Here is a 21,467-nt window from a genome sequence, read left to right on the forward strand (position 1 = left end):
CGTCACCGCGCGCCTACCGCGGCCTACCCGATCTCGACTACCCGTTCCACGACCAGACAGTCACCGTCACAACATGCGGACGCATCTGCTACAAGCGGAAGAAGATCAATCTCAGTCTGGTCTTCGCCGGTCAGGCCGTCGGCATCAAACAGGTCGAAGACCATATCTGGCTGACAAGCTTTATGGACTACGATCTGGGATACTTCGATGATGAGACATGCAGGCTTGAACCTTTGCCGAACCCTTTCGGTCCAAAAGTGTCACCTATGTCTCAGGAATAAAACGTAACCTATGTGTCCAGAACGGACCGTTAAAAAGTGGTGCCCAGAGCCGGAATCGAACCAGCGACACGCGGATTTTCAATCCTCATTTATTGTCGCAACTTCAATGGCTTACTTTAAAAATGAGGTCAAACCGTCTCCCCCAAATCAACTACTTATGGCAACCCTGTCAAACCCTCCTGCCCAACCTTCTGGGGATTCATTGGTGACAGGTCGGTGCGGTAAGCGACCGAGGAGTAGGTCCGAGCGTCGCCAGTTATGCACCGCGCGCTTGCCATATGTCGGGAGGCGCGGATGAGTGGAGCGCTGCCGTTTCGAGATGTGAAGCTGCAATGGCTTCAGCATTTGAGCTGCGACAAGGACGTGAGCGACAATGCGCGGTCCGTGGCGCTCTACGTCGTCACCACGCATTTAAACGGCCACACCGAAAAGGCGTGGCCGTCCTATCAAACGATTGCCGACGCGACCGGCCGGAGCGTCAAAACCATTCAGCGCGCCGTCCGTGAACTTGAGACTAAAGGATGGTTCGAGGTCCAGCGCGGAAATGGCATCGGGCACAACACGGAATATCGTCCCTCAGCGGCGTCGATTTTACGCGCATCGGAGGCCCGCGAAAAGACGGACAAGATTGTCACCCTTTGCTCTGGCAAAGGCGGTCAGATTGGTCCAGCAAGGCGGTCAGATGTGTCCGGCAAAGGGGGACAGATATGTCCGCCAAACCCAGAGAAAGAAAAAATAAATAAACCTAACCCGCGCGAGGACGCCCCGCCGCGCGTCGAGACGCGGCGAGCCATCCCGCTCGTTTTCGTTGCAGAAACAAAGGCGGTTCAGGTTCAACAATGGCGCATTTGGTTACGTCATCACGGTATCCCATCGCTTGAAGACTTGGGTGTCCGGACGGTGAGAACCGGGAAAGCAGGCTACGCGTTGCCCGGCTATTGGCCGCCGGATGATGCAAGCCCCGACACTCTCAATTGGATAGCCTTCTTCGGCCGCCGTCGAGGCCGCATCGCAAATGAAGACCCTCGAGATAACAACGTTCGGAGGGCGTCATGAATAGCTGGCGACATCAAAGAAGGTCTGCTGGGCCGGGAAGACCACCCTATGCCGCTTTATCGCCAGCCATACCGCAGGGGCACGGGCTTTCCCCGGCTCCTAGATGGCGGTCAGCTGTCGATTGCCATACTATTTTGCCTTTTTGGCCAATACGTTGCCTTTGGGTCAGTCTCATTGACCTATCTCCTGTGGCACGACCGGGCCGGCTTTGACGGACCGCCTGCTGCTGATCGGCGTTCAGTTGCAATCCAAACTCGACAGGCCTTTCGAATTAACCTCCGTCCGATGCCCTTTCTGTGCGAATGCAAGAGGTCACGCCGAATATGAGCTGATGGCCCGTACCAGCAACGACGCCTACAGCATTCGGAAACGGGACCAAATTCTAAGGGCACGTTTTAAAGAGTTTATCGCATAACCTTCTTAACCGCCTGGATAGGCAACAACGGCGGATATGATCTGGAGCCTACGCGGCGGTGGCGGCCTTCAAGTAGACTGGTTCAGGCGCGGAGCTTAGACGCGCCAAACGGAAACTTGTTCGCGTGCTCTATTTCTCCGGCACGGCCACCGTGATCGTGCAACGCTGATCTTTCTTTGCCTTGGCAGCCATCTCCGTACACGCGGTTAGCACTTCCCGGTTGGCGCTCACAAGGTTGCTCGCATCGACAATGCTGCGCCATCCTCTGGCGTTCGCCGACTGCGTTAAAGAGATGCCGGCGTTCCAACGATCAGCGTTCATCACTGTCGACGCAACGGCCATATCGACCGATCCGGGAAGCGCGCGCGGCAGGAACAGCGTCAACAGCATGCCGGCGACCAGGCCGGCGACACCCGCACTACATACCCACCAATTTTGATCCCGGCGCAGGCGGGCATTCCTGACGTAGCCCCCAAGCGCGCTCGACACGCGCTCGAGGCTCTGTCCTCGCGCTTCGATCATACGCGCCGCATTGCCCGAAACCCGCTCCGCGGCGTTCTCGAGCGCACGCGCATAGTGATCGGGATCATTCCTTAGCGCCGGCGTCTTTTCGACCGCTTCTAGATGCTGCCCGACAACGGCGAGCTGCTGGACGATGCGACCAAGATCAGGACCGTAATCGATCGGCTGCTGGAATTTCTCGAAGGCAGCCTCCACACCCTTTCGAATCGTCGTCATTTCGCGCGTGAGATCGCCAAGGAGATCTTCGACCGTCCGCCGTAGCGCATCGAACGCCTGGGCCGGATCGCCGGCTTCGTCTTGTTCATCGGGCTTGGCGCCCTCCAGTCGATCGGTCATGCCGTCTCCTTCCTATCGTTCCAGCCCGAGGCCCCGGCTGCGGCTCTGGGACAGCTGCCGTTCCATCTCACGGGCAATGGTCTGATCCTGCCGCATATGGCGGATTCCAAGGTCCTGGCTTCGATTGCGCAGGACGCATTCTACCTGCGCGTCGCGCTCAAGGCCCTTCACCATGCCGCGCATCTCGCCCTCGACCTTCTGGCGGGCCTCATCATGCTGCCAACCTTGAAGTTGCCGGCGCTCGCCCTGCAGTTCGTGCCAGCGCTGCACGAACCGTTCGGCCCGGACGCTCGGATCGGCCAATGCCACTCGCTCCCGATCCATACCGCCGACAAGCTCACCGACACGCGCGCGGCCGGAAAGCTCCGTTATCGCCTCAACCGTCTTCGTATCATGTTGCAGGGCGGACCGGATCAGTTCGTGCGATCCAGGCCGCGCCCGGTCGAGCTGCTGGCCCGCGATGCGCAGTTCCTGCTTCTGGGTTTCAAGGACGGGCAAGTTCTCGCGTATCTGCTTGTCGGCCGCGCTAAAGGCCTGCGCATAATGGTCAACGGCCTGTTCGAAGGCCGACAAGGGCCGCGCCCGGTCCGCCAGCCGATGCGCCGCCGAAGCTTCCTGATCGCGACCAGAAGAGCGCAAGCCCTCTTCCCTTTCCGGCCGCTGCGTTTTCGAGGCTGTCCCGCGCTCTAAAGCTGCTCCTCGGCCTACACTGAGCTTGAGGCCGGCGAATATGCTGCGCTTCTGAGTTGGGGCTTTCTGCAGACCTTCCCTGGCCACGTCATGATTCTTGTGATCGCGCACCAGATTTCGTGCAGATTCTTCTCGTTTAATATCCGTGCCAACTTTGTATGCGGATCCGCGCAGAAACCTGTGATCCTCGGCCTTCGACTCCCACTCCGGACGTAGCTCGGCACACTCGCCCCGAATTTCGATCTCACTCCGGGCCCCAAATTGCTCCGCGATCCCTCGCCGCTCGGCAAAGTCGCGCGTGTAGTCAAGGGTCGTTTCCTTCACCCCTGACCGGCTGAGGCGGTGTTCCAGTTGGGCGTAGGTCAGCTCATCGGCGCTATGAATCTTCCACGCGTTCCGCTCAACGAGCATACCATGCGTAAGCCGCACCGTATCCGATCCGCGATGTTCAAGGCCGATGTTCGTGCCGAGTTCAGTTTGAGCTTCGGCCATCGCCCGCTCAATGTCCACGCCCCAAACCGTGTGTTTCCGGCCTTTGTCGTTTTCCACTGTCACGAAATAGCTGGCCCGGTTCTTGGCATCGTGTTGATACGGAGCGTGGCCGTGCTCGACCAGCCGGCCGGCGTTGCGAGCGCCAAACTCTTGCCTGTCGGCATAGAGCCGTACACTGTCGCGATGGCGGGTCATGGCGACATAGGTCAGGTGCCGGTCCATCGACCCCGACGCCATTACATAGGCACGGTCCACAGTTGCACCCTGGTTCTTGTGAATCGTCGTTGCATAGCCATGGTCGAATGCTCGGTATTCGTCCGTCGCCACGCCGATTCTGTCGCCAGTCCCGTCGAGTGTTGCCACGATCTGGCCGGCTTCAACACTGTCGACTGTGCCAAGCATCCCGTTCTTGACACCAAGATCACGGCTGTTCTCAAGAAACACTATGCGGTCACCCGGCGCGAACGATCGTTTGCCGTCATTGGTCTGGAACGTCAGCTCGCGTCCGAAGGGGCCATGCCCTTCGTCAGGCACGTTGCCCTGTTCGCCCTGGGTCAGCCCGCAGCTGTTTGCCAACTCGCCACGCTCCCACAGAGCAGATCTGATCGCGTCATTGATAGCCCGAACATCGGCCCGCCGATGCGCCATCGCCACACGCGTTCCCGCCGGTCGCGCTTCGCGATCGGCCAGGTAATCGCTCACCATTTCGGCTCGTGCCTCGTCCCGCGTCTCACTCAGCCGAATGTCGCCATGGTCGCGGTAGGCGGAAAGCCCCTCGGTCGTCCGGTGCGTCGCAAAGGCCACCGACGCCTCCCGCTGCCAATCGACACGCTGACGACGGATTTCGGAGAGTTCGGCGTGACCGATCTGCTCGGCAATGGCCCGGAACGGTGCACCGGCTCCGATCGCCTGCAGCTGCTCATGATCGCCAACAAGTACGATCTTCGCCCCGCGCTCGTCCACCGCCTTGATGAAGCGAGCAAGCTGCCGGCTCCCGATCATCCCCGCCTCGTCGATCACAAAGACGTCGCTACGGCCGGGTTGGTCGCGGCTGACGTTGCCGTCACCCTGTGACTGCCAGCGATATTCCCACGACGCCAGCGTCCGGCTCTGGATGCCGGATGCTTCCTCCAGGCCCTCGGCCGCCTTCCCCGACAGTGCCGCGCCGTGGACGGTGTAGCCCTGGGCCTCCCACGCCTCGCGCGCGGCCGCAAGCATGGTGGACTTGCCAACTCCGGCGAAACCGACGACTGCCGCAATCCGCCCTGCCCCGGTGATATGCTCGATCGCCGCCCGCTGCTCGTGGGACAGCCGCGCCGCGGCAATCTGCCGTTCCCGCTCCAATCCGTCCTGCTCGCCGCGCTTCACCTTTCCGGCAGTGTCTCTGGAGACGCTTGCACGTATCGCCGCATCCTGCTTCTCTATCGACCGATCGACGTGACGACGATCGACGCCATGGCTCCGTGCATTCTTCATGACCTCCGCGCGCTCGGCCACGGCGCTTTCAATCTCGACCATTTCACGGGTCGAATACCGCGCCAGCTCAGTCTCGCCGGTGGCTGCATCGATCCGCTCAGGCTGCAATACCACCAGCGAGGGCGAGGCCATGACCTTGGCAAAAGCGCTCTGGAACTCCCGAATATCGTCGTTGACGTAGCGATGCAGCGTCCGGGCGATATCGCGCCGGTCGAACACGCTCTTCTCATCGCTGATGAGCGAAAGCACCTGCTCCGGCTTTTCCCGGATGAGCTCGGCGTTACGCCCGGCAGGCTCCTCATCCAGCCGCCGCCGATTGACCGGCTTGCCCTGCCGCTCCATCTGCGTTGCATGCACGCCCATGTGTTCAGTCGGCTCGATCTCAAGCCCGCGTTCTAAATGGCTATGATGATCAATCCTGACGTCCAGACCGGCTCGCGCCAGATGCTCGTTCGCCGTCTGCTCGAAAGATTGGCGGATATCGCGTAGCTGCATTTGCGAGGTTGGCAGCCCCTTCGGTAAAAGTTCCTTGTTGGCCCGCTCGATATGCGTCTTGCTTTCAAGCCCCTCTGACCCAACCAGTCGCGTAGTCATCAGTACATGCGCATGGTAGTTGCGGACGTCACCATCAACATGCGGCTGATGCACCGCGAAATCCACTGCGGTGCCATAGCGATTGGCGAGCCCTTGCGCGAACTCCCGCGCCAGATCGACACGCTGGGTCGAAGACAGCTCATGCGGAAGTGCAATCTCAAATTCGCGGGCAACACGCGCGTCTTTGCGTGTCTCGGCGAACTCCGCCGCGTTCCACAATACCGAACGGTCCCTCGCCCATTCGGCAGCCACACCCTCCGGAATGACGATCTCCGTGTGCTCAACACCCTGCTTGGCGCGGAAATCATGAATGAGCCCGTCACGCTGATTTTCAATCCTTGTCGCGGATCGGTAGGCGGCAGCAGCCACGGCGCTGCGACCACCGCTGCGTGCCACAGGTTTCATGCTCAAATGATAGATCGCCATTCGATCTATTTCCCATCCAGATCCGGCATCTGCGCCGTGGGTTGTGAAGCAACCCGTAAGTGCGCCCTTGTACCCTCCTCGCCTTGGTCTCTTCGGGTCCCGGTGGGACCATGCGGCAACGTCCGCGTTCTATTTTTAGGCTTTCGACCGCGTGCTGCTACCCGCACATATGCGAGTTGCCGGAGCACACCCCCTAAGCCAGCTTCGTTGCCGTGCAACCTGCGAGGGCCAGTTGGCCCAAACGCTCGGGTGAAAACGCAAGCGGAGATGATCATCGTGACAGGCACGACAATTAGCGAACGACTTGCCCAGCTCGAGGCTAGAAAGAAGACGTTACTGTTGCGCCTCAGCAAACAGGAGCGGGCGATCGATACACGCCGAAAGGTCCTGATCGGAGCACTGGTGCTGCATCGATTGGAGAATGGCGACCGCGCATCATCTTCGCGACCCCTTCTCGAATGGGTCCAACGCGCGTTACCGAAGTTCCTCAGTCGCGAGGGCGACCGAGAATTGTCGACGATCTTCTGAAGCCACACGGTGAAGACCAATCGCCGAAGGATGGCGGCACGGCGTTATGATCTATGCCCGTCAAATCAAAAACGCCGCCGCCAATATGATGCGCAGTGGCCGGGCGACCGTGGTCTTCCATTCCAGCCCGTGCTCTTGATTCCGAAAAGTCCGACCTTTCCATCTCCTGACGCTCGACGAAGTTCGCTTCCCTGCCCGGTCGAAAGAAGCGGTAACAGCGACGGCCATAACCAACATGAATCGGTCAGGACCGACCGATTCAGAAAAGTCGTTGGACGCCTCTGACAGGACTTTGCGATCCTTCCGTCATGATCGCACAGCCCTACCACCTCCATATTGAGATCACCGACTTCAAGAGAAACATGGCTCGATTCTATCAGTTGTCGATCGAGCCGACCCTCTTTGGTGATGTGTCGCTTACCCGCAGTTGGGGGCGCATCGGAAGACGCGGCCAGCAGAGGGTTCACCTCTTCAACAGCGAGAAAGAAGCCGTCGCTCTCCTTCTGACTCTTCTTGCCCAAAAGCGTTCTCGTGGCTATCGACCCAACGTTAGAGCCTGAGGCTGACCCGGTGCCGGCCTTTTGCGGCGAGTGGTTCCATTGAGGGGAGAAGACGGCTCACGCCGCCTCCCCTTCAGGCTGGAGATAGTGCAGGTAGCTGACGGCGCGCTGCGCCTGACTGGCGGCGGTAAAGATCGCCTGCGGTTCGCTTGAGAGCACTTTGAGCCAGGAGGCGAGATAGCTCGCATGGTCGGGCCGTGGTTCGAGTTCCGGAACAACGCCGAGATCGGCGCAGAGGAAGCAACTGCCGAGCTCGGCGATCAGTTCCTCGCGGGCACGTTCGCTGTTGTCCTTGGCATAGCGGCTGAGGTCACGAGCGAGACGATGCGGGGCTGCCGTCCAGTGGGTCAGCTCATGACTTAAGATGGCGACGTAGGATTGTGCGTCCCGGAAGGCTTCGAAGGCCGGCATCTGGATATGATCGCGGGCCGGCGCGTAGTAGGCTGACGAGCCGCCGTGCCGGATCAGGGCGCCGGTATTGGCAAAGAAGCGGTCGGCATGGCCGATGCGGGCAATCGGATCTGGAGCCGGCACAACTGCTCGGAAGCGCTCGCCCAGTCCGTCGATCTGGTCGGTGTTGAAGACGGTGTAGGCTTTCAGAAACGGGATGCTGTGCGCAACCGCCTCGCCGGTCTCGCTGGTTTCGGCCCGCAGGAAGGAGCTGGCAAAGACGACGGTCGTGCCGGTCTCGCCCTTACGCACCGCCGCCCCGAATTCGCGGGCCTGACGAAATGTCATCCAGGTGGCCGAGGTAAAGCCACGGGCAATCGCTTCCGACCAGAGGATGAGGACGTTGATTCCGGAATAGGGCTCGCCATTGTGGCGCAGCGGCCGGGTGATCCGGTCGCTCGCACAAGCCGTGCTCCAGGGCTGCATCCAGGGTCTGACACCCTGTTCGAGTTCGGCGATGATCTTGTCGGTGATGCTTCTGTAGAGATCGGATCGTTGCTTTGTCGGCTGCCTCGTCATGTTTAAACCTCCGTTCGAGGTCGCGACCATCGCGACCTGCTACGGCGGTCCGAATGCCGGGCCTTCAGCGCTGGCACGCACCCGATAGGGCCGCAACGGAGTGGAGGACGGCAACGCTGTTGCGGGCCAGCGCGAGCCCGGCAGGACCAAAAGCCGGCGCAGGACGCGAGGCGCGGGCGGCAGAAGGGATGTTCAACAGCAGGCAGGCCAACCAAGGATCGGCGAACGGGCGGCCGAGGAATCAGGAGGCTAGCCTCACACGGCCGCCCTCACCGCCTCGGCCGTGCCCGCGACCGGGCGATATCGACGATGTCGCCGCGCGAGGCGGTCGGATCTTCTCGGTTCCAGGCAACCCCCAGCCCGATCCGGAAGTCGATGCCTCTGACCTTCTTCAGCTCGAAGGCGCGGTTCGGAAATTCACGCGTCCATTCCGGGACAAAGCCGATGCCAAGCCCGGCCGAGACGAGCGACACCAAGGACCAGGTGTCGCTCTGCAAGAATGTTCATTGGCACGGACCAAACAAGTTGATGCATTTCTTCGCGCGTCAACGTTGTTTTCAATTCGGCGGTATTGCCGGCATCTTCGTCGCGCATGCTTCGCCCACTTGTTCTCGTGCGGCCCCAATCAAGGATTCACATCGAATTCGACCCCAACTTTGACTCGCAGACTTGTCAGTTTACTCGGCTCCGAAATCAATCTTCTTTGAAACCTATGAAAACGCTTGAAGAGCCGCGGCGCAAATTGCCTCGGATCCGCAGCACGGTCAAATAGAGAAAGGTGCAATCGTGCCAGCCAAATTCAGAATGAAATTAAATACAGGCATCTGATGGTCGGGCTCTAGTCGGCGAAGCGTTGCTGGCCTCGGAATGGGAAAAGGCACGCACGAGCGGTGGGCAGTCCAACCTCCGGCCGGTTCGATCGCGCGGTTCTCAAGGCCTCCAGAACACATTTCCCAGTTTTCCCGTGTCAGTGGTAGGAGCAGGACAATGGCGAATGCTATGTTGAATATTCGCGTCGTTCAGCCGCGAATGATGTCCATAAAACAGGCAGCGGACTATGTCGGCTTACCTTTGAGGCGTTTCCCGAGGATTTGCTCCGTCAAGCCGGTCGCTATGCCCGAAAGCGAAGAGCGTTACGACATCCACGACCTTGATCGGTGGCTCGACCTGATCAAAGCCGGAAACGCGGATACAGACGCAGAAATCCTGGAGCGCCTCGGATGAGGAAGCCTCGGGTTCGACGCCCGAACAAATACGCGGGTTGGCAGATTTTCAGGGACCACGACGGCGACTGGCGCTGTTATCACCGCAAGACACGGGAGAAGATCGACTGCCGAAGGTTCGAGCCATACACCTTGGCGTTCGACATGGAGCTTCACCGCATCAACGAACTGCGGAATGAAAAGGAGGCCAAACCCGGTACACTGGGAATGCTGATTAAGAAATACCGCGAAAGCGTCAGGTTCCGCGCCGAGCTGGCTCCTCGAACGCGCGCCGACTATCAGAAATGTTTCGACTATCTTCAGGCGATTGACGACACGCCACTGGACCGGTTCAGGCCTCCATTTATAGCAAAGATCCGGGACAAGGCCTTGGAGAAACGCAAGTTTCGCTTTGCTAATTACGTACGCTCCGTCCTTTCAGTGATCTTCGACTGGGGAATTGAGTATGGCTTCACAAAGGACAATCCTGCGGCCAAGGTAAGGCCCGCCCGACGCCCCAAGGCCCTTCCCGACGCTAACCGACCATGGACCGACGCTGAGCGTGAAACCGTTCTCGCAGCGCTGCCACCTCACATGCTGCTGCCGGTCGCCCTCATGATGTTTTATGCGCTCGATCCGCAGGACGCGCTGGAACTGCCGAGGATGGCCATTACGCAAGCCGGGCTCGATACACGCCGCAACAAGACTGGCCAGCCAATCTACCTGCCTCTCTTCGAGCCTGTCGCTGAGGCGATTGCGCGTGCACCGAAGCATGATGCCTTGACGCTGTGTGCCAATAGCAGAGGCCAACCCTGGACCTACAATGGGTTCAGCACGAACTGGAGCAGACTTAAAGGAAAGCTGGAGGCGGAAGGTTTGATCCAGCCCGGGCTAACGTTGAAGGGTCTTCGGCACACAGTTGCAACCATTCTCGCGGAGATGGGCAAGGACCATGGAACAATCGCCCTGGTGCTCGGCCATGCCACGGAAGCAATGGCGAAGCACTATTCCCGGCGTGCCAACATGACGACGCGCACGACATCCGCCGTCGCCGATTTTGAGGCCGAACTGAACAAACGAAAAACGAAAGTTGTCAAATCCGGAGTCTGAAAGTGTCAAACTCAAATAAGCAAAAGGTGAGAAAACATGAAAAACACTAGGTGTAACAATTACTTAAAATGGTGCCCAGAGCCGGAATCGAACCAGCGACACGCGGATTTTCAATCCGCTGCTCTACCAACTGAGCTATCTGGGCTAACCCGCTTCGCAGACATTCTTTCCTGGGAAAGAACCGAGGGGCCTTGGTTCGCCCCGGAAGCGAGCGGGGTTATAGCATCTTGTCCGGACATGGCAAGCGCCAAATGACAGTTTTTTGAGAAGCCTTGGAATTTTCCAAATTCATCAACGAATTTAATGGCTTCGCCCGTGGAAAAACGGACCTATTCCTCATCATTGTAATCCGCCTTCGCCTCGTCGTCGGCAACGGGGATGGCGTATGAGCCGGAGAGCCAGCGCGAAAGATCGAGGTCGCGGCAGCGGTTCGAGCAAAACGGGTAGTGTTCGCGGTTGGACGGCTTGCCGCATTCCGGGCAGGGCCGCGTCTTGCGCAGCGGTTCGACCTTGGCGGTCTTGTTTTCGTCAGACATCAGCGGTTCCTTCGAGGATCAGCCCTCGGCCCACCTGCTATGCACGTCAAAGCCTTCGCCGGTCAGCAAAAGGATGGTTTCATAAAGCGGCAACCCAACAACGTTGGTGTAGGAGCCGACCATCTTCTGCACAAATGTTCCGGCCAGGCCCTGGATACCGTAGGCGCCAGCCTTGCCGCGCCACTGCCCCGATGCAAGGTAGTTCTCGATCTCGAAACCGGAAAGGCGCTTGAAGCGAACCTTCGTCTCGACAATCTTCTGGCGGATCTTGCGGTCGGGCGTCACCAGGCAGACGCCGGTATAGACCCAGTGGCTGCGCCCGGACAAGAGATACAACGAGGCTGACGCCTCATCCGCGAACTCGGCCTTGCCAAGAATGCGGCGTCCGACAGCGACGACGGTATCGGCCGACAGGATGTAACTGCCCTTCCACGTCATGTCGCCCTTGATGGCGGCAAGTGCTGCCTCGGCCTTTTCCGTCGACAGGCGCCGGGCGAGTGAGCGCGGGTGCTCAGACTTTTTCGGCGTCTCGTCGATATCCATCGGCATGAGACGCGAAGGCTCGATCCCTGCCTGATTGAGCAGATCAACGCGGCGGGGCGAGCCGGAAGCCAGAATGAGCTTGTATTTCAGCGCCATGGAACCTCGACCACCGGAAGACGGAGAAAGCGGCCTTTCAAGCCTTGTATGCAGGCCTACTTGAAGCGGTAGGTGATGCGGCCCTTGGTCAGGTCGTAGGGCGTCATTTCAACGAGAACCTTGTCGCCGGCCAGAACGCGGATGCGGTTCTTGCGCATGCGGCCAGCAGTGTGAGCGATGATCTCGTGTTCGTTTTCGAGCTTTACGCGGAACGTTGCGTTCGGCAGAAGCTCGGTCACAATACCCGGAAATTCGAGGACTTCTTCTTTAGGCATATAGAGGTTTTCTTCCTGTGGGTTGAGATGACGGCGGCGGCCGCCCAAAATTTTGGGCGGAAACTACACAATCAACGAGGGTTTGTGAACCTAATTGATCGCGTTTCCGTCATTTGTTTCACGCCGAGTGCGCGGCAATGATGTTTCTTCTAACCAGCCGGCTCTCGATCAGTTCGGTCAGATGATCGCGGACTTGCCGGTAGCTGTTCAGAATCTGCTCTCGCGTGCCCTGAACAACGGTCGGATCGATGGTCGGCCAATAGACGACTTCGATGGCTTTCGACCGGGTCAGTTCTAGCGCTGCATGGTGCGCTTGCGGCGAGAGCGAGATGATCAGGTCGAAGTAATCATCTTCCAGTTCTTCCAGCGTATGCGGATGATGCCGACCAAGAGAAAGGCCGATCTCCTCAAGCGCAACATCGACGAAGGGGTCCCGCTCCCCCGAACGGACGCCGGCGGATCTGATATAGACGTTCGCAGGCAGCATGCTGCGGGCGATCACCTCGGCCATGGGGGAGCGAATGCAGTTCATGCCGCACATGAACAGGATGGCGCCCGGCCTTTTTCCTTCGCCTGCGTCGACTGGCGCTTCCATCGGCCTCAACCGCGCCAGTAGAGCACGCAAACCAGCGTGAACAGCCGGCGTGCGGTATCGAAATCGATCTCGATCTTGCCGTTCAGGCGGTCCCTCAGCGTCTGCGAGCCCTCATTGTGAATGCCGCGCCGCCCCATGTCGATCGCCTCGATGCGGCTCGGCGAGGCTGAGCGGATTGCCTCGTAGTAGCTTTCACAGATCAGGAAATAATCCTTCACGATGCGGCGAAACGGGGTCAAGGACAGGATGTGGGTGGCGACGGCGCCTCCGTCCTCCGTCGTGATCGCGAAAACCAGCTTGGAGTCGACCAGCGAGATATTCAGCCGGTACGGCCCACCGGAATGCCCCACGGGCGTAAAGCTGTTTTCCTCGACAAGATCGAAGATGGCGACCGCGCGCTCGTGTTCGACGTCGGGCGTCGCTCTGCCGATGCTGTCGTCAAGGACGACGTCGCAAAGCCGAAAGTCGCCCGTTGCCATCTGTCACCCTTCCAGGTTCAGGCGGATCGCTACCGACCGTGCGTGTGCGTCCAGTCCTTCGGAAACGGCCAGTGCGATGGCGGCGGGACCGAGCGTGCGAAGTTGCTCGGGACCGAGGCGCAGGATCGAGGTGCGCTTGACGAAATCGAGCACTGAGAGACCGGAGGAGAACCGGGCCGAGCGGGCCGTCGGCAGAACGTGGTTCGAGCCGCCGACATAGTCACCGATCACTTCAGGCGTATGGGCGCCCATGAAGATCGCGCCGGCATTGCGGATGCGAGGCAGCAGCGCGTCCGGATCGGCAACGGCGAGCTCCAGGTGTTCGGGCGCGATCCGGTTTGACAGCGGAATCGCGTCCTTGAGCGACTTCACGAGAATGATCGCTCCAAAGTCGCGCCAGCTTGCGGCAGCGGTTTCGGCCCGATTGAGCAGTTTCAACTGCCGCTCGACCGCTGCTTCCACGGACCGTGCGAACTCGGCATCCTCAGTCGCGAGGATCGCCTGCGCGCTCGCATCGTGCTCGGCTTGCGCCAGAAGATCGGCCGCCACCCAGTCCGGATTGTTATCCTTGTCGGCGATGACAAGCACTTCCGAGGGACCGGCGATCATGTCGATGCCGACGGTGCCGAAAACCTGGCGCTTGGCGGCTGCCACATAGGCGTTGCCCGGGCCGGTGATCTTGGCGACCGGCGCAATGGTTTCGGTGCCGTAGGCAAGGGCAGCGACGGCCTGCGCACCGCCGAGCCGGTAGATCTCGGTGACGCCCGCGAGTTTGGCGGCTGCAAGCACGGCCGGATTGACCACGCCGCCGGTTGCGGGAACGACAATGACGATGCGGTCGACGCCGGCAACTTTGGCCGGCACGGCATTCATCAGCACCGAACTCGGATAGCTAGCCGTGCCGCCAGGCACATAAAGGCCGACCGCCTCGATCGCCGTCCAGCGAGACCCGAGGCCGACGCCCATGTCGTCCTCATAGATATCGTCCTTCGGCAACTGGCGGCGATGATGCGATTCGATCCGCACGGCCGCGACCTTCAGCGCGCCAAGCACTTCGGCCGGCACAGCTTCGACCGCTGCATCGATCTCGGCTTCCGTCACACGCATGGGCGTTACGGCAAAATCGATCCCGTCGAACTTCTTCGAATATTCGGCAAGCGCCGCGTCGCCGCGCGCCCTGACGTCATCGATGATGGCGCGGACTGCCGTATTCACATCCTCGGAGACTTCGCGCTTGGTCGTCAGGAAGGCGGCAAACCGTTGCTCGAAGCCTTCCGATGCCTGATCCAGCCAGATTGCCAATGCGATATTCCTCTTTGATTACAGAACAACCAGTTCTCAGGCGCCGGGATGGCGCGGCTTGGATGCGGTTTCCCACGCTCCGCCGATATCCGCAAGCTGAACCTCGATGCATTCGACATCGAGCGCAACACTTGCCGTGCCTGACAGCGCCAGCTCGACCGTTCCCTCCGGCCCCTCGCCCTTCTGCTCGAAGCGGATAGCAAGCAGCGACAGTACCGCGTCGCGGTTCTCGCGATCGATGCCGGTGGAGCGAACCGCAAGTACACGCTTGAAGACGACAGCTGCGCGGCGGCGTTCGAACCCCCTGCGCTTCTTGCCGGCTTCTTCCCACACGAAGCGGTTGACGGCGACCGAGAACTGACCTTCGCGCGGCGACCAGGCCAGATCGGCGACCTTGAAGACGCTATCCTGCAAATGCGCGGAGACGACGGCAAGATCTTCGCTATCGAGCGCTACCAGCTTCAGGTCGGTCATTCAGGCAATACCCCATCGCCAATACATCGCCGGAATGGCGATGCGTCAGACAACGGACATAAGGCGCGACAGGACAATGCGCAACCATATCGAAGGGCTAAGAAGCGCCCTTTCGTTATTCGCTCACACGCTCGACGATGGCGCCGCAGCGGGTGAGCTTTTCTTCCAGGCGCTCAAAGCCGCGATCGAGGTGATAGACACGGGACACCATCGTCTCGCCTTCGGCGGCAAGGCCGGCGATGACGAGCGAGACGGAGGCGCGCAGGTCGGTCGCCATGACGGGCGCACCCTTCAGCCGCGGAACGCCTTCGATCTTCGCCGTCTGGCCAGACAGCGAGATCTTCGCGCCCAGGCGCGCTAGTTCCTGCACATGCATGAAGCGGTTTTCGAAAATCGTCTCGGTGACATGCGAGATGCCGGTCGAACGCGTCATTAGCGCCATGAATTGCGCCTGCAGGTCGGTGGGGAAGCCCGGGAAGGGATCGGTGACGATATCCACCGGCTTGATGCCGACGCCATTGCGGCGGATGCGCATTCCGTTGCTGGTCGGCGAGATTTCGGCACCGGCGCGGCGGAGCGTTTCAAGGGCCGTGTCGAGAAGCGCGATATCCGTGTGCTCAAGAGTGACATCGCCGCCGGCCATGGCGACGGCCATGGCATAAGTGCCGGTCTCGATGCGATCGGGCAGGACGCGATGGCGCGCGCCGGAAAGCGACGAGACGCCCTCGATCGTAATCGTGCTGGTGCCGGCGCCGGAGATCTTGGCGCCCATGGCAATGAGGCAGTTGGCGAGGTCGACGACCTCCGGTTCGCGGGCGGCGTTGCCAATGACGGTCGTGCCGCGGGCAAGCGTTGCGGCCATCATCATGACGTGAGTCGCACCGACGGATACCTTCGGGAAGGTGTAGCGGGCGCCGATCAGACCGCCCTTCGGCGCCTTCGCATTGATATAGCCGCCGTCGATCTCGAGGTTCGCGCCGAGCGCGGTCAGGCCGTCGAGGAACAGGTCGACCGGACGCGTGCCGATGGCGCAGCCGCCCGGCAGCGAGACGCGGCACTGGCCTTCGCGCGCCAGCAGCGGGCCGATGACCCAGAAGGAGGCGCGCATCTTGGACACCAGCTCATAGGGAGCGGTGGTATCGACAATGGTGCGGCAGGTGAAGTGGATGGTGCGCGAGTACGCGTCTTCCTGACGCTCGCGGCGGCCGTTGACGGCAACATCGACGCCGTGATTGCCGAGGATGCGCATCAGCAGCTCGACATCGGCCAGATGCGGCACGTTCTCAAGCGTCAGTGTATCGCTGGTAAGCAGCGAGGCGATCATCAGCGGCAGGGCGGCATTCTTGGCGCCGGAAATCGGAATGATGCCGTTAAGCTCATTACCGCCGACAATTCTAATACGATCCATGTGCGCTTACGGGCGATGCCCGCCTTTCTGAAAGGCTGTCTGTAAAAAGATGCGGGTGTTTAGACGAAATTAGCGGGGGCTTCAATTCGCCGTGAACCGAACATTATGATTCGTCCATTTTTGCGGCAGGCAGGCCATCCGTCTCATCCGCCTGCCCCGATCGACGCGCACGGGTCTGCTGTTTGCGGCGGGACAAATTTTCTCGGAGCTTTTCGGCGGCCCGCTCGCGACGCAGTTTTGCCTGGCGTTCGATCTCGGTCTTGCGGCTCTTCTGGCCTTTTTTGGTGTTTTCGGTCATCGCCCAGACTTAGCCGAATTCGCGCCAATCCAAAAGTGGGCCGGCCTCAATCTCTACAAAGATGGAAATTGCGGCTTGCGCTTATCATGAAGCTGTGGCAATAGGCCCCCCGTTCACGCAATGCAGCCGGTTCGGTTGCGCGTCTGGTCCTTGCTGCCGTAGCTCAGTGGTAGAGCACACCCTTGGTAAGGGTGAGGTCGGTGGTTCAATCCCACTCGGCAGCACCAGTTTTCTCTAGGAAAATCAGATAGAAGAGCGTGGACGTCAGCGACCGAGAGGCGCGCGAAACGACGTGAAAGTGTGGAACAGACCACGAATTGCACAGAAAATCCGTGCGGCATGTTCCCGTCACGTTCTCACGAGACAGAAGACAAATAGGTTTCCTAACATGATCGAGCTTACGCCATCGCAGATTGCCGCACTGAAACTCGCTCGGGACGGAGACCTGTATCTTCAGCCATCGAACAAATGGACGCACCAGAATGCGACGGTAACCTACGCAAAGTCGGACCGCTGGAAGGAACGGCCTCTGAAAGTGAAGTCCGTAACAGCCAAAGTTCTGGATGAGCTAAAGGCGCCTGGCTTGCTGGAGCGGCGGCATCTCGACGATAACGCTTCGAAAGACGTCTACGGGATAACAATGGCCGGGAAGGTATGGCTACTGAAGAACAAGTAGGCTTAAGTGCATCTTAACGGTGGTGTCCAGAGCCGGCACACGGAAACTCAACAAAAACAAGACGGGTAGCGTGTGACTGGACACTCATTATTGCCGCGCCTCGGCAACCTGTGACTCTCGGCTGCGAAAGAACGCCTCTCCCGCCAGCGGAGCTACGCAATGCCCTGAGATTTCAATTGAATCGCTCTGCGTGCGCTGTTTAACTGTCAGCAACCAGGAGGCGTTCATGAAAAATGTGGTCCTAGGGGCTGCGCTTTTGCTGTCTCCTTTGCCGGCGCGGTGACGCAGATCAATGCCCGTGAGCATACCTGCTCTGAGATCACGCAAATCATTCGCCAGGAGAAAAAGCTTTTCGTGCGCGTCGGCATCGGAGGCCGGAGCTTCCGTTATCCGCCGGCCAAATGTGGCCCCGGCGACCAACGGGACACAACCAACCTGCCAGATGCCACCGGAAAACAGTGCGTTCTCGACTATGCCTGCGTCTATGATCCGCAATCGCTTTAGAATTTCCGATAGGACTCGCGGGAAAGCACTGCCGAGTCATCGGCTCGAAGAGAATGCCCTGGTCCGGCCTCAGGCGTCGAAGTGCCAATCCTTCGTCGGACGGCACAGCGTATAGTCGGACTCATCGAGGTCCTGGATCATCTGCCTCAGCGTCCGGACGGTTTCCTCAAAGGCCGCTAGCTTTGCATCGGTCACGTCTACGTTCGAGCCCGTGGCAGCATCCCGTTCGAGCCATCGCTGGTTGCCGCGCCGCATGGATATGACCATAGAAACATACTTCTGGCATTCAGCATTCAGAACGTTCTTGAGGTCCTGCATCACCGATCTCCAACGCTAACAGAGGGCGACTGACGTTGAGCTTTCCATGGTTGCACAAAGCGTTGTTTTCAGCCAGTTAAAAGTGCGCTTAGCCGATCTGCCGGCTAAAAAAGAGACAACCTCCCACGGCACTCAAAAGATCTGCGGTCTGGGGGACGGTGCCGGTGGATACCGAGATCAACCAGCACCCGGTTTTCCTGTTTGCGGGCTCCGAAAATATCGCTAAAATACACTCAGTACGGGCCTTCTGGGGGAACGCGAAGGCTGACTTGCACATTTTGGCGTAAGCAACGGAGAATGCGCCTATGGCCAGCGAGAAGTGGAATAATCCTATTCATGTGGGGTTTGAAAATACGGGCGCACGCACGATCGTCGGCCCTATGGACGCGCTGAAATGCCTGGCAGACCTGTGGCCGAGCAGTCGCGGGTTGCATTATCTGAAGGCAAGAAGCACTTGCAGAGCCGCCCTTGATGGTCGAAAGACGATCGAGGAGGCACGCGCGGAATTCGTAGCGGCCGCGGAAGAAGCCAAGCTGAAGGTCAACTGATCGGGCCTTGATCCGCCAATCGCCGGCAGATCGTCGACAACCTGTCCCGGAACAGGGCAATGGTTTATTTTTGTTTAACCCTCGGCAGCGCTTGCTGTTGGGAGCGCGATTAACCTCATTGCCATCAAGGCACGTCCCTCAATAGAAAGTGTGCAGCCATCATGATGATGGTCAGAGGCTCGTCACCCTCAGGGAAAGCAGACGAGCCTCGATTGCGATAAGCCGATGCGTCAGGCCGGCTTCAGGCGCCGTCTCCGGATTATTTCCAGCACCTTGCGCCCAAGCGTCTGGCCCGGCCCCTCGATGCGGGTGAAGCCGAGATATGCCAGCGCATAGGCCAATGGCAGCAGGGCGGCGACCACGATCGCAAAGCGCGCCGGCGCGGAAATCTCAGCCCCGAAATGCGTTATGACGAATGCTGCGAGCGGCTGGAGCAAAAGCAGGTGAATCAGATAGACGCCGAACGAGAGCTCGCCGAGCCAATGGCAGAAGTGATTTCCCATCAGCGATGAGACGCGATCGCCGAGCTTTCCGACCAGACCTGGCAACAAATGATAATGCACCAGCACGAAGAAGCCGACGACCAGAAGCAGGCGGACGGCGACCTTCGTCGAGGTCATGTCGCCGCCGATCGGAATCATGACCAGCATGACGGCAAGCAGGCCATTCATGACGGTTTGCCGCGGCGTCACGAACAATCCGTTGGCGATCAGCATGCCGCACAGGAAGACATGCATCTTCAGCGGCAGGAAAGACGGCATCGGAAAATCGATGTGGGCGGCCTGCACGGCCTTGGCGACTACGAAACCGCCAAGCGCAATCAGGGCGGCGCCGGGCAGCCATCTGGCTTTCCTCAAGAGCAGCATCGCCAGCGGAAAGACCGCATAGAACTGCATCTCCAAACCAAGACTCCAATCGGGCAGTGGTGTGCGGAACGCATAGGCCGGATGCAGTCCGAAGAGGAAGCTCGCGTGGATGAGAAGGTTGCGCAGGCTACCGTCCAGATAGCGCTCCGGCAATTGCGGACCGTGGGATAGGAAGGTGTCAATGACCATGCGGCTCGCATAGAGCTGCGGCCCCAGCAACAGGGCGATGCACAGCATCACGTAGTAGAGTGGCGCAATTCGGAAAAAGCGCTTCAGCCAGAAGCCGAACCAGGTGGATGGCTTCTCCCAGGGGTTGGCGCTCTCGCGTAACCGATAGTGAAAGACCATCAGAAAGCCGGACAGCATAATGAAGAGGTCGACGCCCAAATCCGGCGACGACAGGATCGGAAGGTGCCAACCCGTCAGTTGCAGGCTGTGACCTAGGAGGACCCAGAGTGCGGCCAGTCCGCGCAGCCCGTCGAGGCATCCGATCCGCTTGCTCTCAATGATCATAGGGTATCCTTCTGGTTGAGGCTCAGCTTCGCGGAAGCTAACGCAATGTGCTGCAACGCACAACTCACAACCAGAAAAGTTGATCGGTCTCCGGCCTGGGGAGCGCGATCTTCCTACCCTATTTCATCGGATTCCGAGACGGACGAGCAAACGATCAGCAGCGACCGTCGCTCTGCACCTCGAGGTAACCGACGCCGATAATGGTGCCGTCAAAAGACCGGATGAAGGATGGCACATAATGCGTCGTCGGCGCGGTGCAGGACACCGAACCGGTATATTCGTTCATCGCCATCTCGTCCTGCGGCAGGGCGGAATAGTCGCTCGTAATCTCGAGTGAAGCCGAAGCTGGCGTGATGAAAGTCCCTAATGCCAGCGCAAAAGCCGGCGCTCCCAGTCGAAGAAGTCTTCGCATGCCCTTCTCCCGTGTTTTGATTACAAGCATTAACTAATGAAACACGCTTTTAGTTCCAGTGTCGCCGCTACTACTTTCGCACAGTTAATTCTTCGTATTTTCGGTCGAGCTAAATTGTATTATTTTATATGAAGATAGGCGGATATTTCCGGGTGCGCAGCAACATGCCGTATGCGTGCGTCAAAACTGATGAACTTACAGTATTACATGTGAGTAGGCTGGCTAACGCCGCAGCATCCGGCTGCGGACATAACCCTTCCCGACCACGTCTTCGGCAATCTCGACCGCCCGCTCGACATGGCCTTTCTGCCGGACGAATCCTTCCAGGACGACATAGAGCCCCAGGATCGAGACGACGATTTCGCTACTATCGACGTCATAGGCGGCACTGAGAGCGCTTTCGACCGAGGCGCGTGTTGACGCGAGGCTGTGGCCCTGCCCGCAAGCACCACCGTGACCTTCCGTCGTCTGAAATCGAAGCACCATCATCGCCTCCAAATGGCAAAGTCTGTTACAGGGTAACGCCGGAGGGGAGTTTTAGTTGCGCCGCACCAATCTATACTCGAAAGAATCTCGCGGAGCCCAGCCCACGCTACTTGGCGCCCTGATCTGAGGCGCCATATATACCATAGGTTTAGTTAAGGGTTACCGCGATGAAGGTTCTGCTTCCGACGTTTCTATCGCTCGTCATACTATCGGGCTGCACGACGGACAGCTCCACCGAGGTTCAGCCCATTCCGGGGAGCATCACCTATGGCGGGCAACCGCGCACGAAACTGACCAAATCGCCGCCCGGCAGTGTCATCTACAATTCCTTCTACGACTCCCGCGGCCAGAGGGTTAAGGAAACCTATATCCTCCAGCCGGATCGCACGCTGAAACTGACGAGGCGCGTCATCGTGCCCGATTTCCCCTGATGCGCTCACGCTTGACAGCCGCAGCGTTCGAGAACATTCAAGGAACGTCG

25 protein-coding genes, 2 tRNA genes and 2 pseudogenes are annotated in these 21,467 nt (G+C 59.4%); 11 read left to right on the forward strand and 18 right to left on the reverse strand.

The window, feature by feature from the left end; all coding sequences use genetic code 11:
• Positions 1-281: pseudogene (locus C934_RS32260) on the forward strand (IS481 family transposase); the annotation flags it as partial.
• A 294-nt stretch (positions 282-575) separates the two neighbouring features.
• Positions 576-1,337, forward strand: a complete 762-nt coding sequence (locus C934_RS0120725; protein WP_018858538.1) for a helix-turn-helix domain-containing protein — start codon at positions 576-578, stop codon at positions 1,335-1,337.
• Between the two features lie 544 nt (positions 1,338-1,881).
• On the opposite strand, the gene C934_RS0120730 is transcribed toward C934_RS0120725, so the two are convergent.
• A complete protein-coding gene (locus C934_RS0120730) occupies positions 1,882-2,610 on the reverse strand; it encodes a DUF6118 family protein (protein WP_018858539.1) in 729 nt (242 codons plus the stop codon).
• 12 nt (positions 2,611-2,622) lie between these two features.
• Positions 2,623-6,288, reverse strand: a complete 3,666-nt coding sequence (gene traA / locus C934_RS0120735) for a Ti-type conjugative transfer relaxase TraA (RefSeq protein ID WP_018858540.1) — start codon at positions 6,286-6,288, stop codon at positions 2,623-2,625.
• 267 nt (positions 6,289-6,555) lie between these two features.
• On the opposite strand from traA, the gene C934_RS32265 reads away from it, so the two are divergent.
• Positions 6,556-6,816 carry a hypothetical protein gene (locus C934_RS32265; RefSeq protein WP_018858541.1) on the forward strand — a complete coding sequence of 87 codons (261 nt, stop codon included), beginning with the start codon at positions 6,556-6,558 and terminating at the stop codon, positions 6,814-6,816.
• Between the two features lie 308 nt (positions 6,817-7,124).
• Positions 7,125-7,376, forward strand: a complete 252-nt coding sequence (locus tag C934_RS0120745) for a WGR domain-containing protein (protein WP_018858542.1) — start codon at positions 7,125-7,127, stop codon at positions 7,374-7,376.
• A gap of 57 nt (positions 7,377-7,433) precedes the next feature.
• On the opposite strand, the gene C934_RS0120750 is transcribed toward C934_RS0120745, so the two are convergent.
• Together C934_RS0120750 and C934_RS32270 are read right to left on the reverse strand one after the other, a co-directional pair.
• The gene (locus tag C934_RS0120750) at positions 7,434-8,345 is read right to left on the reverse strand and encodes an ArdC family protein (RefSeq protein WP_018858543.1); all 912 of its coding nucleotides are present in this window, start codon (positions 8,343-8,345) and stop codon (positions 7,434-7,436) included.
• A gap of 269 nt (positions 8,346-8,614) precedes the next feature.
• Positions 8,615-8,833: pseudogene (locus C934_RS32270) on the reverse strand (hypothetical protein); the annotation flags it as partial.
• A gap of 499 nt (positions 8,834-9,332) precedes the next feature.
• Between C934_RS32270 and C934_RS0120760 the strand changes: the two are divergent.
• Together C934_RS0120760 and C934_RS0120765 are read left to right on the forward strand one after the other, a co-directional pair.
• Complete coding sequence (locus C934_RS0120760) at positions 9,333-9,569, forward strand: hypothetical protein (protein WP_018858545.1); 237 nt, start codon at positions 9,333-9,335, stop codon at positions 9,567-9,569.
• Positions 9,566-10,657, forward strand: a complete 1,092-nt coding sequence (locus tag C934_RS0120765; protein WP_018858546.1) for a tyrosine-type recombinase/integrase — start codon at positions 9,566-9,568, stop codon at positions 10,655-10,657. Before C934_RS0120760 ends, C934_RS0120765 begins: the two co-directional genes overlap by 4 nt.
• 69 nt (positions 10,658-10,726) lie before the next feature.
• On the opposite strand, the gene C934_RS0120770 is transcribed toward C934_RS0120765, so the two are convergent.
• From C934_RS0120770 to C934_RS0120815, 10 genes are all read right to left on the reverse strand, one after another.
• Positions 10,727-10,802: transfer RNA gene (locus C934_RS0120770), tRNA-Phe, on the reverse strand.
• 184 nt (positions 10,803-10,986) lie between these two features.
• Complete coding sequence (gene yacG, locus C934_RS0120775; protein ID WP_018858547.1) at positions 10,987-11,193, reverse strand: DNA gyrase inhibitor YacG; 207 nt, start codon at positions 11,191-11,193, stop codon at positions 10,987-10,989.
• 18 nt (positions 11,194-11,211) lie between these two features.
• Entirely contained in the window at positions 11,212-11,832 is a 621-nt protein-coding gene (locus C934_RS0120780) for a Maf-like protein (protein ID WP_018858548.1), read from the reverse strand.
• Between the two features lie 56 nt (positions 11,833-11,888).
• Positions 11,889-12,107, reverse strand: a complete 219-nt coding sequence (infA, locus tag C934_RS0120785; RefSeq protein WP_003545338.1) for a translation initiation factor IF-1 — start codon at positions 12,105-12,107, stop codon at positions 11,889-11,891.
• A 118-nt stretch (positions 12,108-12,225) separates the two neighbouring features.
• Positions 12,226-12,702, reverse strand: coding sequence for an arsenate-mycothiol transferase ArsC (locus tag C934_RS0120790; RefSeq protein ID WP_018858549.1), 477 nt, complete (start codon positions 12,700-12,702; stop codon positions 12,226-12,228).
• A 5-nt stretch (positions 12,703-12,707) separates the two neighbouring features.
• The gene (locus C934_RS0120795) at positions 12,708-13,181 is read right to left on the reverse strand and encodes a UPF0262 family protein (protein WP_018858550.1); all 474 of its coding nucleotides are present in this window, start codon (positions 13,179-13,181) and stop codon (positions 12,708-12,710) included.
• A 3-nt stretch (positions 13,182-13,184) separates the two neighbouring features.
• The gene (gene hisD, locus C934_RS0120800) at positions 13,185-14,483 is read right to left on the reverse strand and encodes a histidinol dehydrogenase (protein WP_018858551.1); all 1,299 of its coding nucleotides are present in this window, start codon (positions 14,481-14,483) and stop codon (positions 13,185-13,187) included.
• Between the two features lie 36 nt (positions 14,484-14,519).
• The gene (locus C934_RS0120805; protein WP_018858552.1) at positions 14,520-14,957 is read right to left on the reverse strand and encodes a DUF2948 family protein; all 438 of its coding nucleotides are present in this window, start codon (positions 14,955-14,957) and stop codon (positions 14,520-14,522) included.
• A gap of 115 nt (positions 14,958-15,072) precedes the next feature.
• The gene (gene murA, locus C934_RS0120810; RefSeq protein ID WP_018858553.1) at positions 15,073-16,365 is read right to left on the reverse strand and encodes a UDP-N-acetylglucosamine 1-carboxyvinyltransferase; all 1,293 of its coding nucleotides are present in this window, start codon (positions 16,363-16,365) and stop codon (positions 15,073-15,075) included.
• Between the two features lie 103 nt (positions 16,366-16,468).
• The gene (locus C934_RS0120815) at positions 16,469-16,663 is read right to left on the reverse strand and encodes a hypothetical protein (RefSeq protein ID WP_018858554.1); all 195 of its coding nucleotides are present in this window, start codon (positions 16,661-16,663) and stop codon (positions 16,469-16,471) included.
• A gap of 152 nt (positions 16,664-16,815) precedes the next feature.
• Between C934_RS0120815 and C934_RS0120820 the strand changes: the two genes are divergently transcribed.
• From C934_RS0120820 to C934_RS36325, 3 genes are all read left to right on the forward strand, one after another.
• A tRNA-Thr gene (locus tag C934_RS0120820) sits at positions 16,816-16,890 on the forward strand.
• A gap of 161 nt (positions 16,891-17,051) precedes the next feature.
• Entirely contained in the window at positions 17,052-17,339 is a 288-nt protein-coding gene (locus C934_RS0120825) for a hypothetical protein (protein ID WP_018858555.1), read from the forward strand.
• A gap of 279 nt (positions 17,340-17,618) precedes the next feature.
• Positions 17,619-17,843: a hypothetical protein gene (locus C934_RS36325; RefSeq protein ID WP_409564087.1), complete on the forward strand. Its 225-nt coding sequence runs from the start codon at positions 17,619-17,621 to the stop codon at positions 17,841-17,843.
• A 69-nt stretch (positions 17,844-17,912) separates the two neighbouring features.
• Here C934_RS36325 and C934_RS0120835 read toward each other — a convergent pair whose 3' ends face one another.
• Positions 17,913-18,161, reverse strand: coding sequence for a hypothetical protein (locus C934_RS0120835; protein ID WP_018858557.1), 249 nt, complete (start codon positions 18,159-18,161; stop codon positions 17,913-17,915).
• Positions 18,162-18,466: 305 nt separating this feature from the next.
• Between C934_RS0120835 and C934_RS0120840 the strand changes: the two genes are divergently transcribed.
• Positions 18,467-18,709 carry a DUF982 domain-containing protein gene (locus tag C934_RS0120840; RefSeq protein WP_018858558.1) on the forward strand — a complete coding sequence of 81 codons (243 nt, stop codon included), beginning with the start codon at positions 18,467-18,469 and terminating at the stop codon, positions 18,707-18,709.
• Between the two features lie 230 nt (positions 18,710-18,939).
• Here the strand turns inward: C934_RS0120840 and C934_RS0120845 are convergent, their stop codons facing one another.
• From C934_RS0120845 to C934_RS0120855, 3 genes are all read right to left on the reverse strand, one after another.
• The gene (locus tag C934_RS0120845; protein ID WP_018858559.1) at positions 18,940-20,088 is read right to left on the reverse strand and encodes an acyltransferase family protein; all 1,149 of its coding nucleotides are present in this window, start codon (positions 20,086-20,088) and stop codon (positions 18,940-18,942) included.
• Positions 20,089-20,242: 154 nt separating this feature from the next.
• Positions 20,243-20,500 (reverse strand): hypothetical protein, encoded by a 258-nt coding sequence (locus C934_RS0120850; protein WP_018117007.1) that lies wholly within the window; start codon positions 20,498-20,500, stop codon positions 20,243-20,245.
• 222 nt (positions 20,501-20,722) lie between these two features.
• A complete protein-coding gene (locus tag C934_RS0120855) occupies positions 20,723-20,986 on the reverse strand; it encodes a BON domain-containing protein (protein ID WP_018858560.1) in 264 nt (87 codons plus the stop codon).
• A gap of 167 nt (positions 20,987-21,153) precedes the next feature.
• Between C934_RS0120855 and C934_RS0120860 the strand changes: the two genes are divergently transcribed.
• Complete coding sequence (locus tag C934_RS0120860) at positions 21,154-21,417, forward strand: hypothetical protein (protein WP_018858561.1); 264 nt, start codon at positions 21,154-21,156, stop codon at positions 21,415-21,417.
• Positions 21,418-21,467 lie beyond the last annotated feature (50 nt).

This window comes from Rhizobium sp. 42MFCr.1, assembly GCF_000377185.1.
Classification (GTDB): Bacteria; Pseudomonadota; Alphaproteobacteria; order Rhizobiales; family Rhizobiaceae; genus Rhizobium; species Rhizobium altiplani.

Coding starts and splice junctions, on each gene's coding strand:
- C934_RS0120725 (WP_018858538.1), top strand. CDS start 576: ATGAGTGGAGCGCTGCCGTTTCGAGATGTGAAGCTGCAATGGCTTCAG.
- C934_RS0120730 (WP_018858539.1), bottom strand. CDS start 2,610: ATGACCGATCGACTGGAGGGCGCCAAGCCCGATGAACAAGACGAAGCC.
- traA (WP_018858540.1), bottom strand. CDS start 6,288: ATGGCGATCTATCATTTGAGCATGAAACCTGTGGCACGCAGCGGTGGT.
- C934_RS32265 (WP_018858541.1), top strand. CDS start 6,556: ATGATCATCGTGACAGGCACGACAATTAGCGAACGACTTGCCCAGCTC.
- C934_RS0120745 (WP_018858542.1), top strand. CDS start 7,125: ATGATCGCACAGCCCTACCACCTCCATATTGAGATCACCGACTTCAAG.
- C934_RS0120750 (WP_018858543.1), bottom strand. CDS start 8,345: ATGACGAGGCAGCCGACAAAGCAACGATCCGATCTCTACAGAAGCATC.
- C934_RS0120760 (WP_018858545.1), top strand. CDS start 9,333: ATGGCGAATGCTATGTTGAATATTCGCGTCGTTCAGCCGCGAATGATG.
- C934_RS0120765 (WP_018858546.1), top strand. CDS start 9,566: ATGAGGAAGCCTCGGGTTCGACGCCCGAACAAATACGCGGGTTGGCAG.
- yacG (WP_018858547.1), bottom strand. CDS start 11,193: ATGTCTGACGAAAACAAGACCGCCAAGGTCGAACCGCTGCGCAAGACG.
- C934_RS0120780 (WP_018858548.1), bottom strand. CDS start 11,832: ATGGCGCTGAAATACAAGCTCATTCTGGCTTCCGGCTCGCCCCGCCGC.
- infA (WP_003545338.1), bottom strand. CDS start 12,107: ATGCCTAAAGAAGAAGTCCTCGAATTTCCGGGTATTGTGACCGAGCTT.
- C934_RS0120790 (WP_018858549.1), bottom strand. CDS start 12,702: ATGGAAGCGCCAGTCGACGCAGGCGAAGGAAAAAGGCCGGGCGCCATC.
- C934_RS0120795 (WP_018858550.1), bottom strand. CDS start 13,181: ATGGCAACGGGCGACTTTCGGCTTTGCGACGTCGTCCTTGACGACAGC.
- C934_RS0120805 (WP_018858552.1), bottom strand. CDS start 14,957: ATGACCGACCTGAAGCTGGTAGCGCTCGATAGCGAAGATCTTGCCGTC.
- murA (WP_018858553.1), bottom strand. CDS start 16,365: ATGGATCGTATTAGAATTGTCGGCGGTAATGAGCTTAACGGCATCATT.
- C934_RS0120815 (WP_018858554.1), bottom strand. CDS start 16,663: ATGACCGAAAACACCAAAAAAGGCCAGAAGAGCCGCAAGACCGAGATC.
- C934_RS0120825 (WP_018858555.1), top strand. CDS start 17,052: ATGATCGAGCTTACGCCATCGCAGATTGCCGCACTGAAACTCGCTCGG.
- C934_RS0120835 (WP_018858557.1), bottom strand. CDS start 18,161: ATGCAGGACCTCAAGAACGTTCTGAATGCTGAATGCCAGAAGTATGTT.
- C934_RS0120840 (WP_018858558.1), top strand. CDS start 18,467: ATGGCCAGCGAGAAGTGGAATAATCCTATTCATGTGGGGTTTGAAAAT.
- C934_RS0120845 (WP_018858559.1), bottom strand. CDS start 20,088: ATGATCATTGAGAGCAAGCGGATCGGATGCCTCGACGGGCTGCGCGGA.
- C934_RS0120850 (WP_018117007.1), bottom strand. CDS start 20,500: ATGCGAAGACTTCTTCGACTGGGAGCGCCGGCTTTTGCGCTGGCATTA.
- C934_RS0120855 (WP_018858560.1), bottom strand. CDS start 20,986: ATGGTGCTTCGATTTCAGACGACGGAAGGTCACGGTGGTGCTTGCGGG.
- C934_RS0120860 (WP_018858561.1), top strand. CDS start 21,154: ATGAAGGTTCTGCTTCCGACGTTTCTATCGCTCGTCATACTATCGGGC.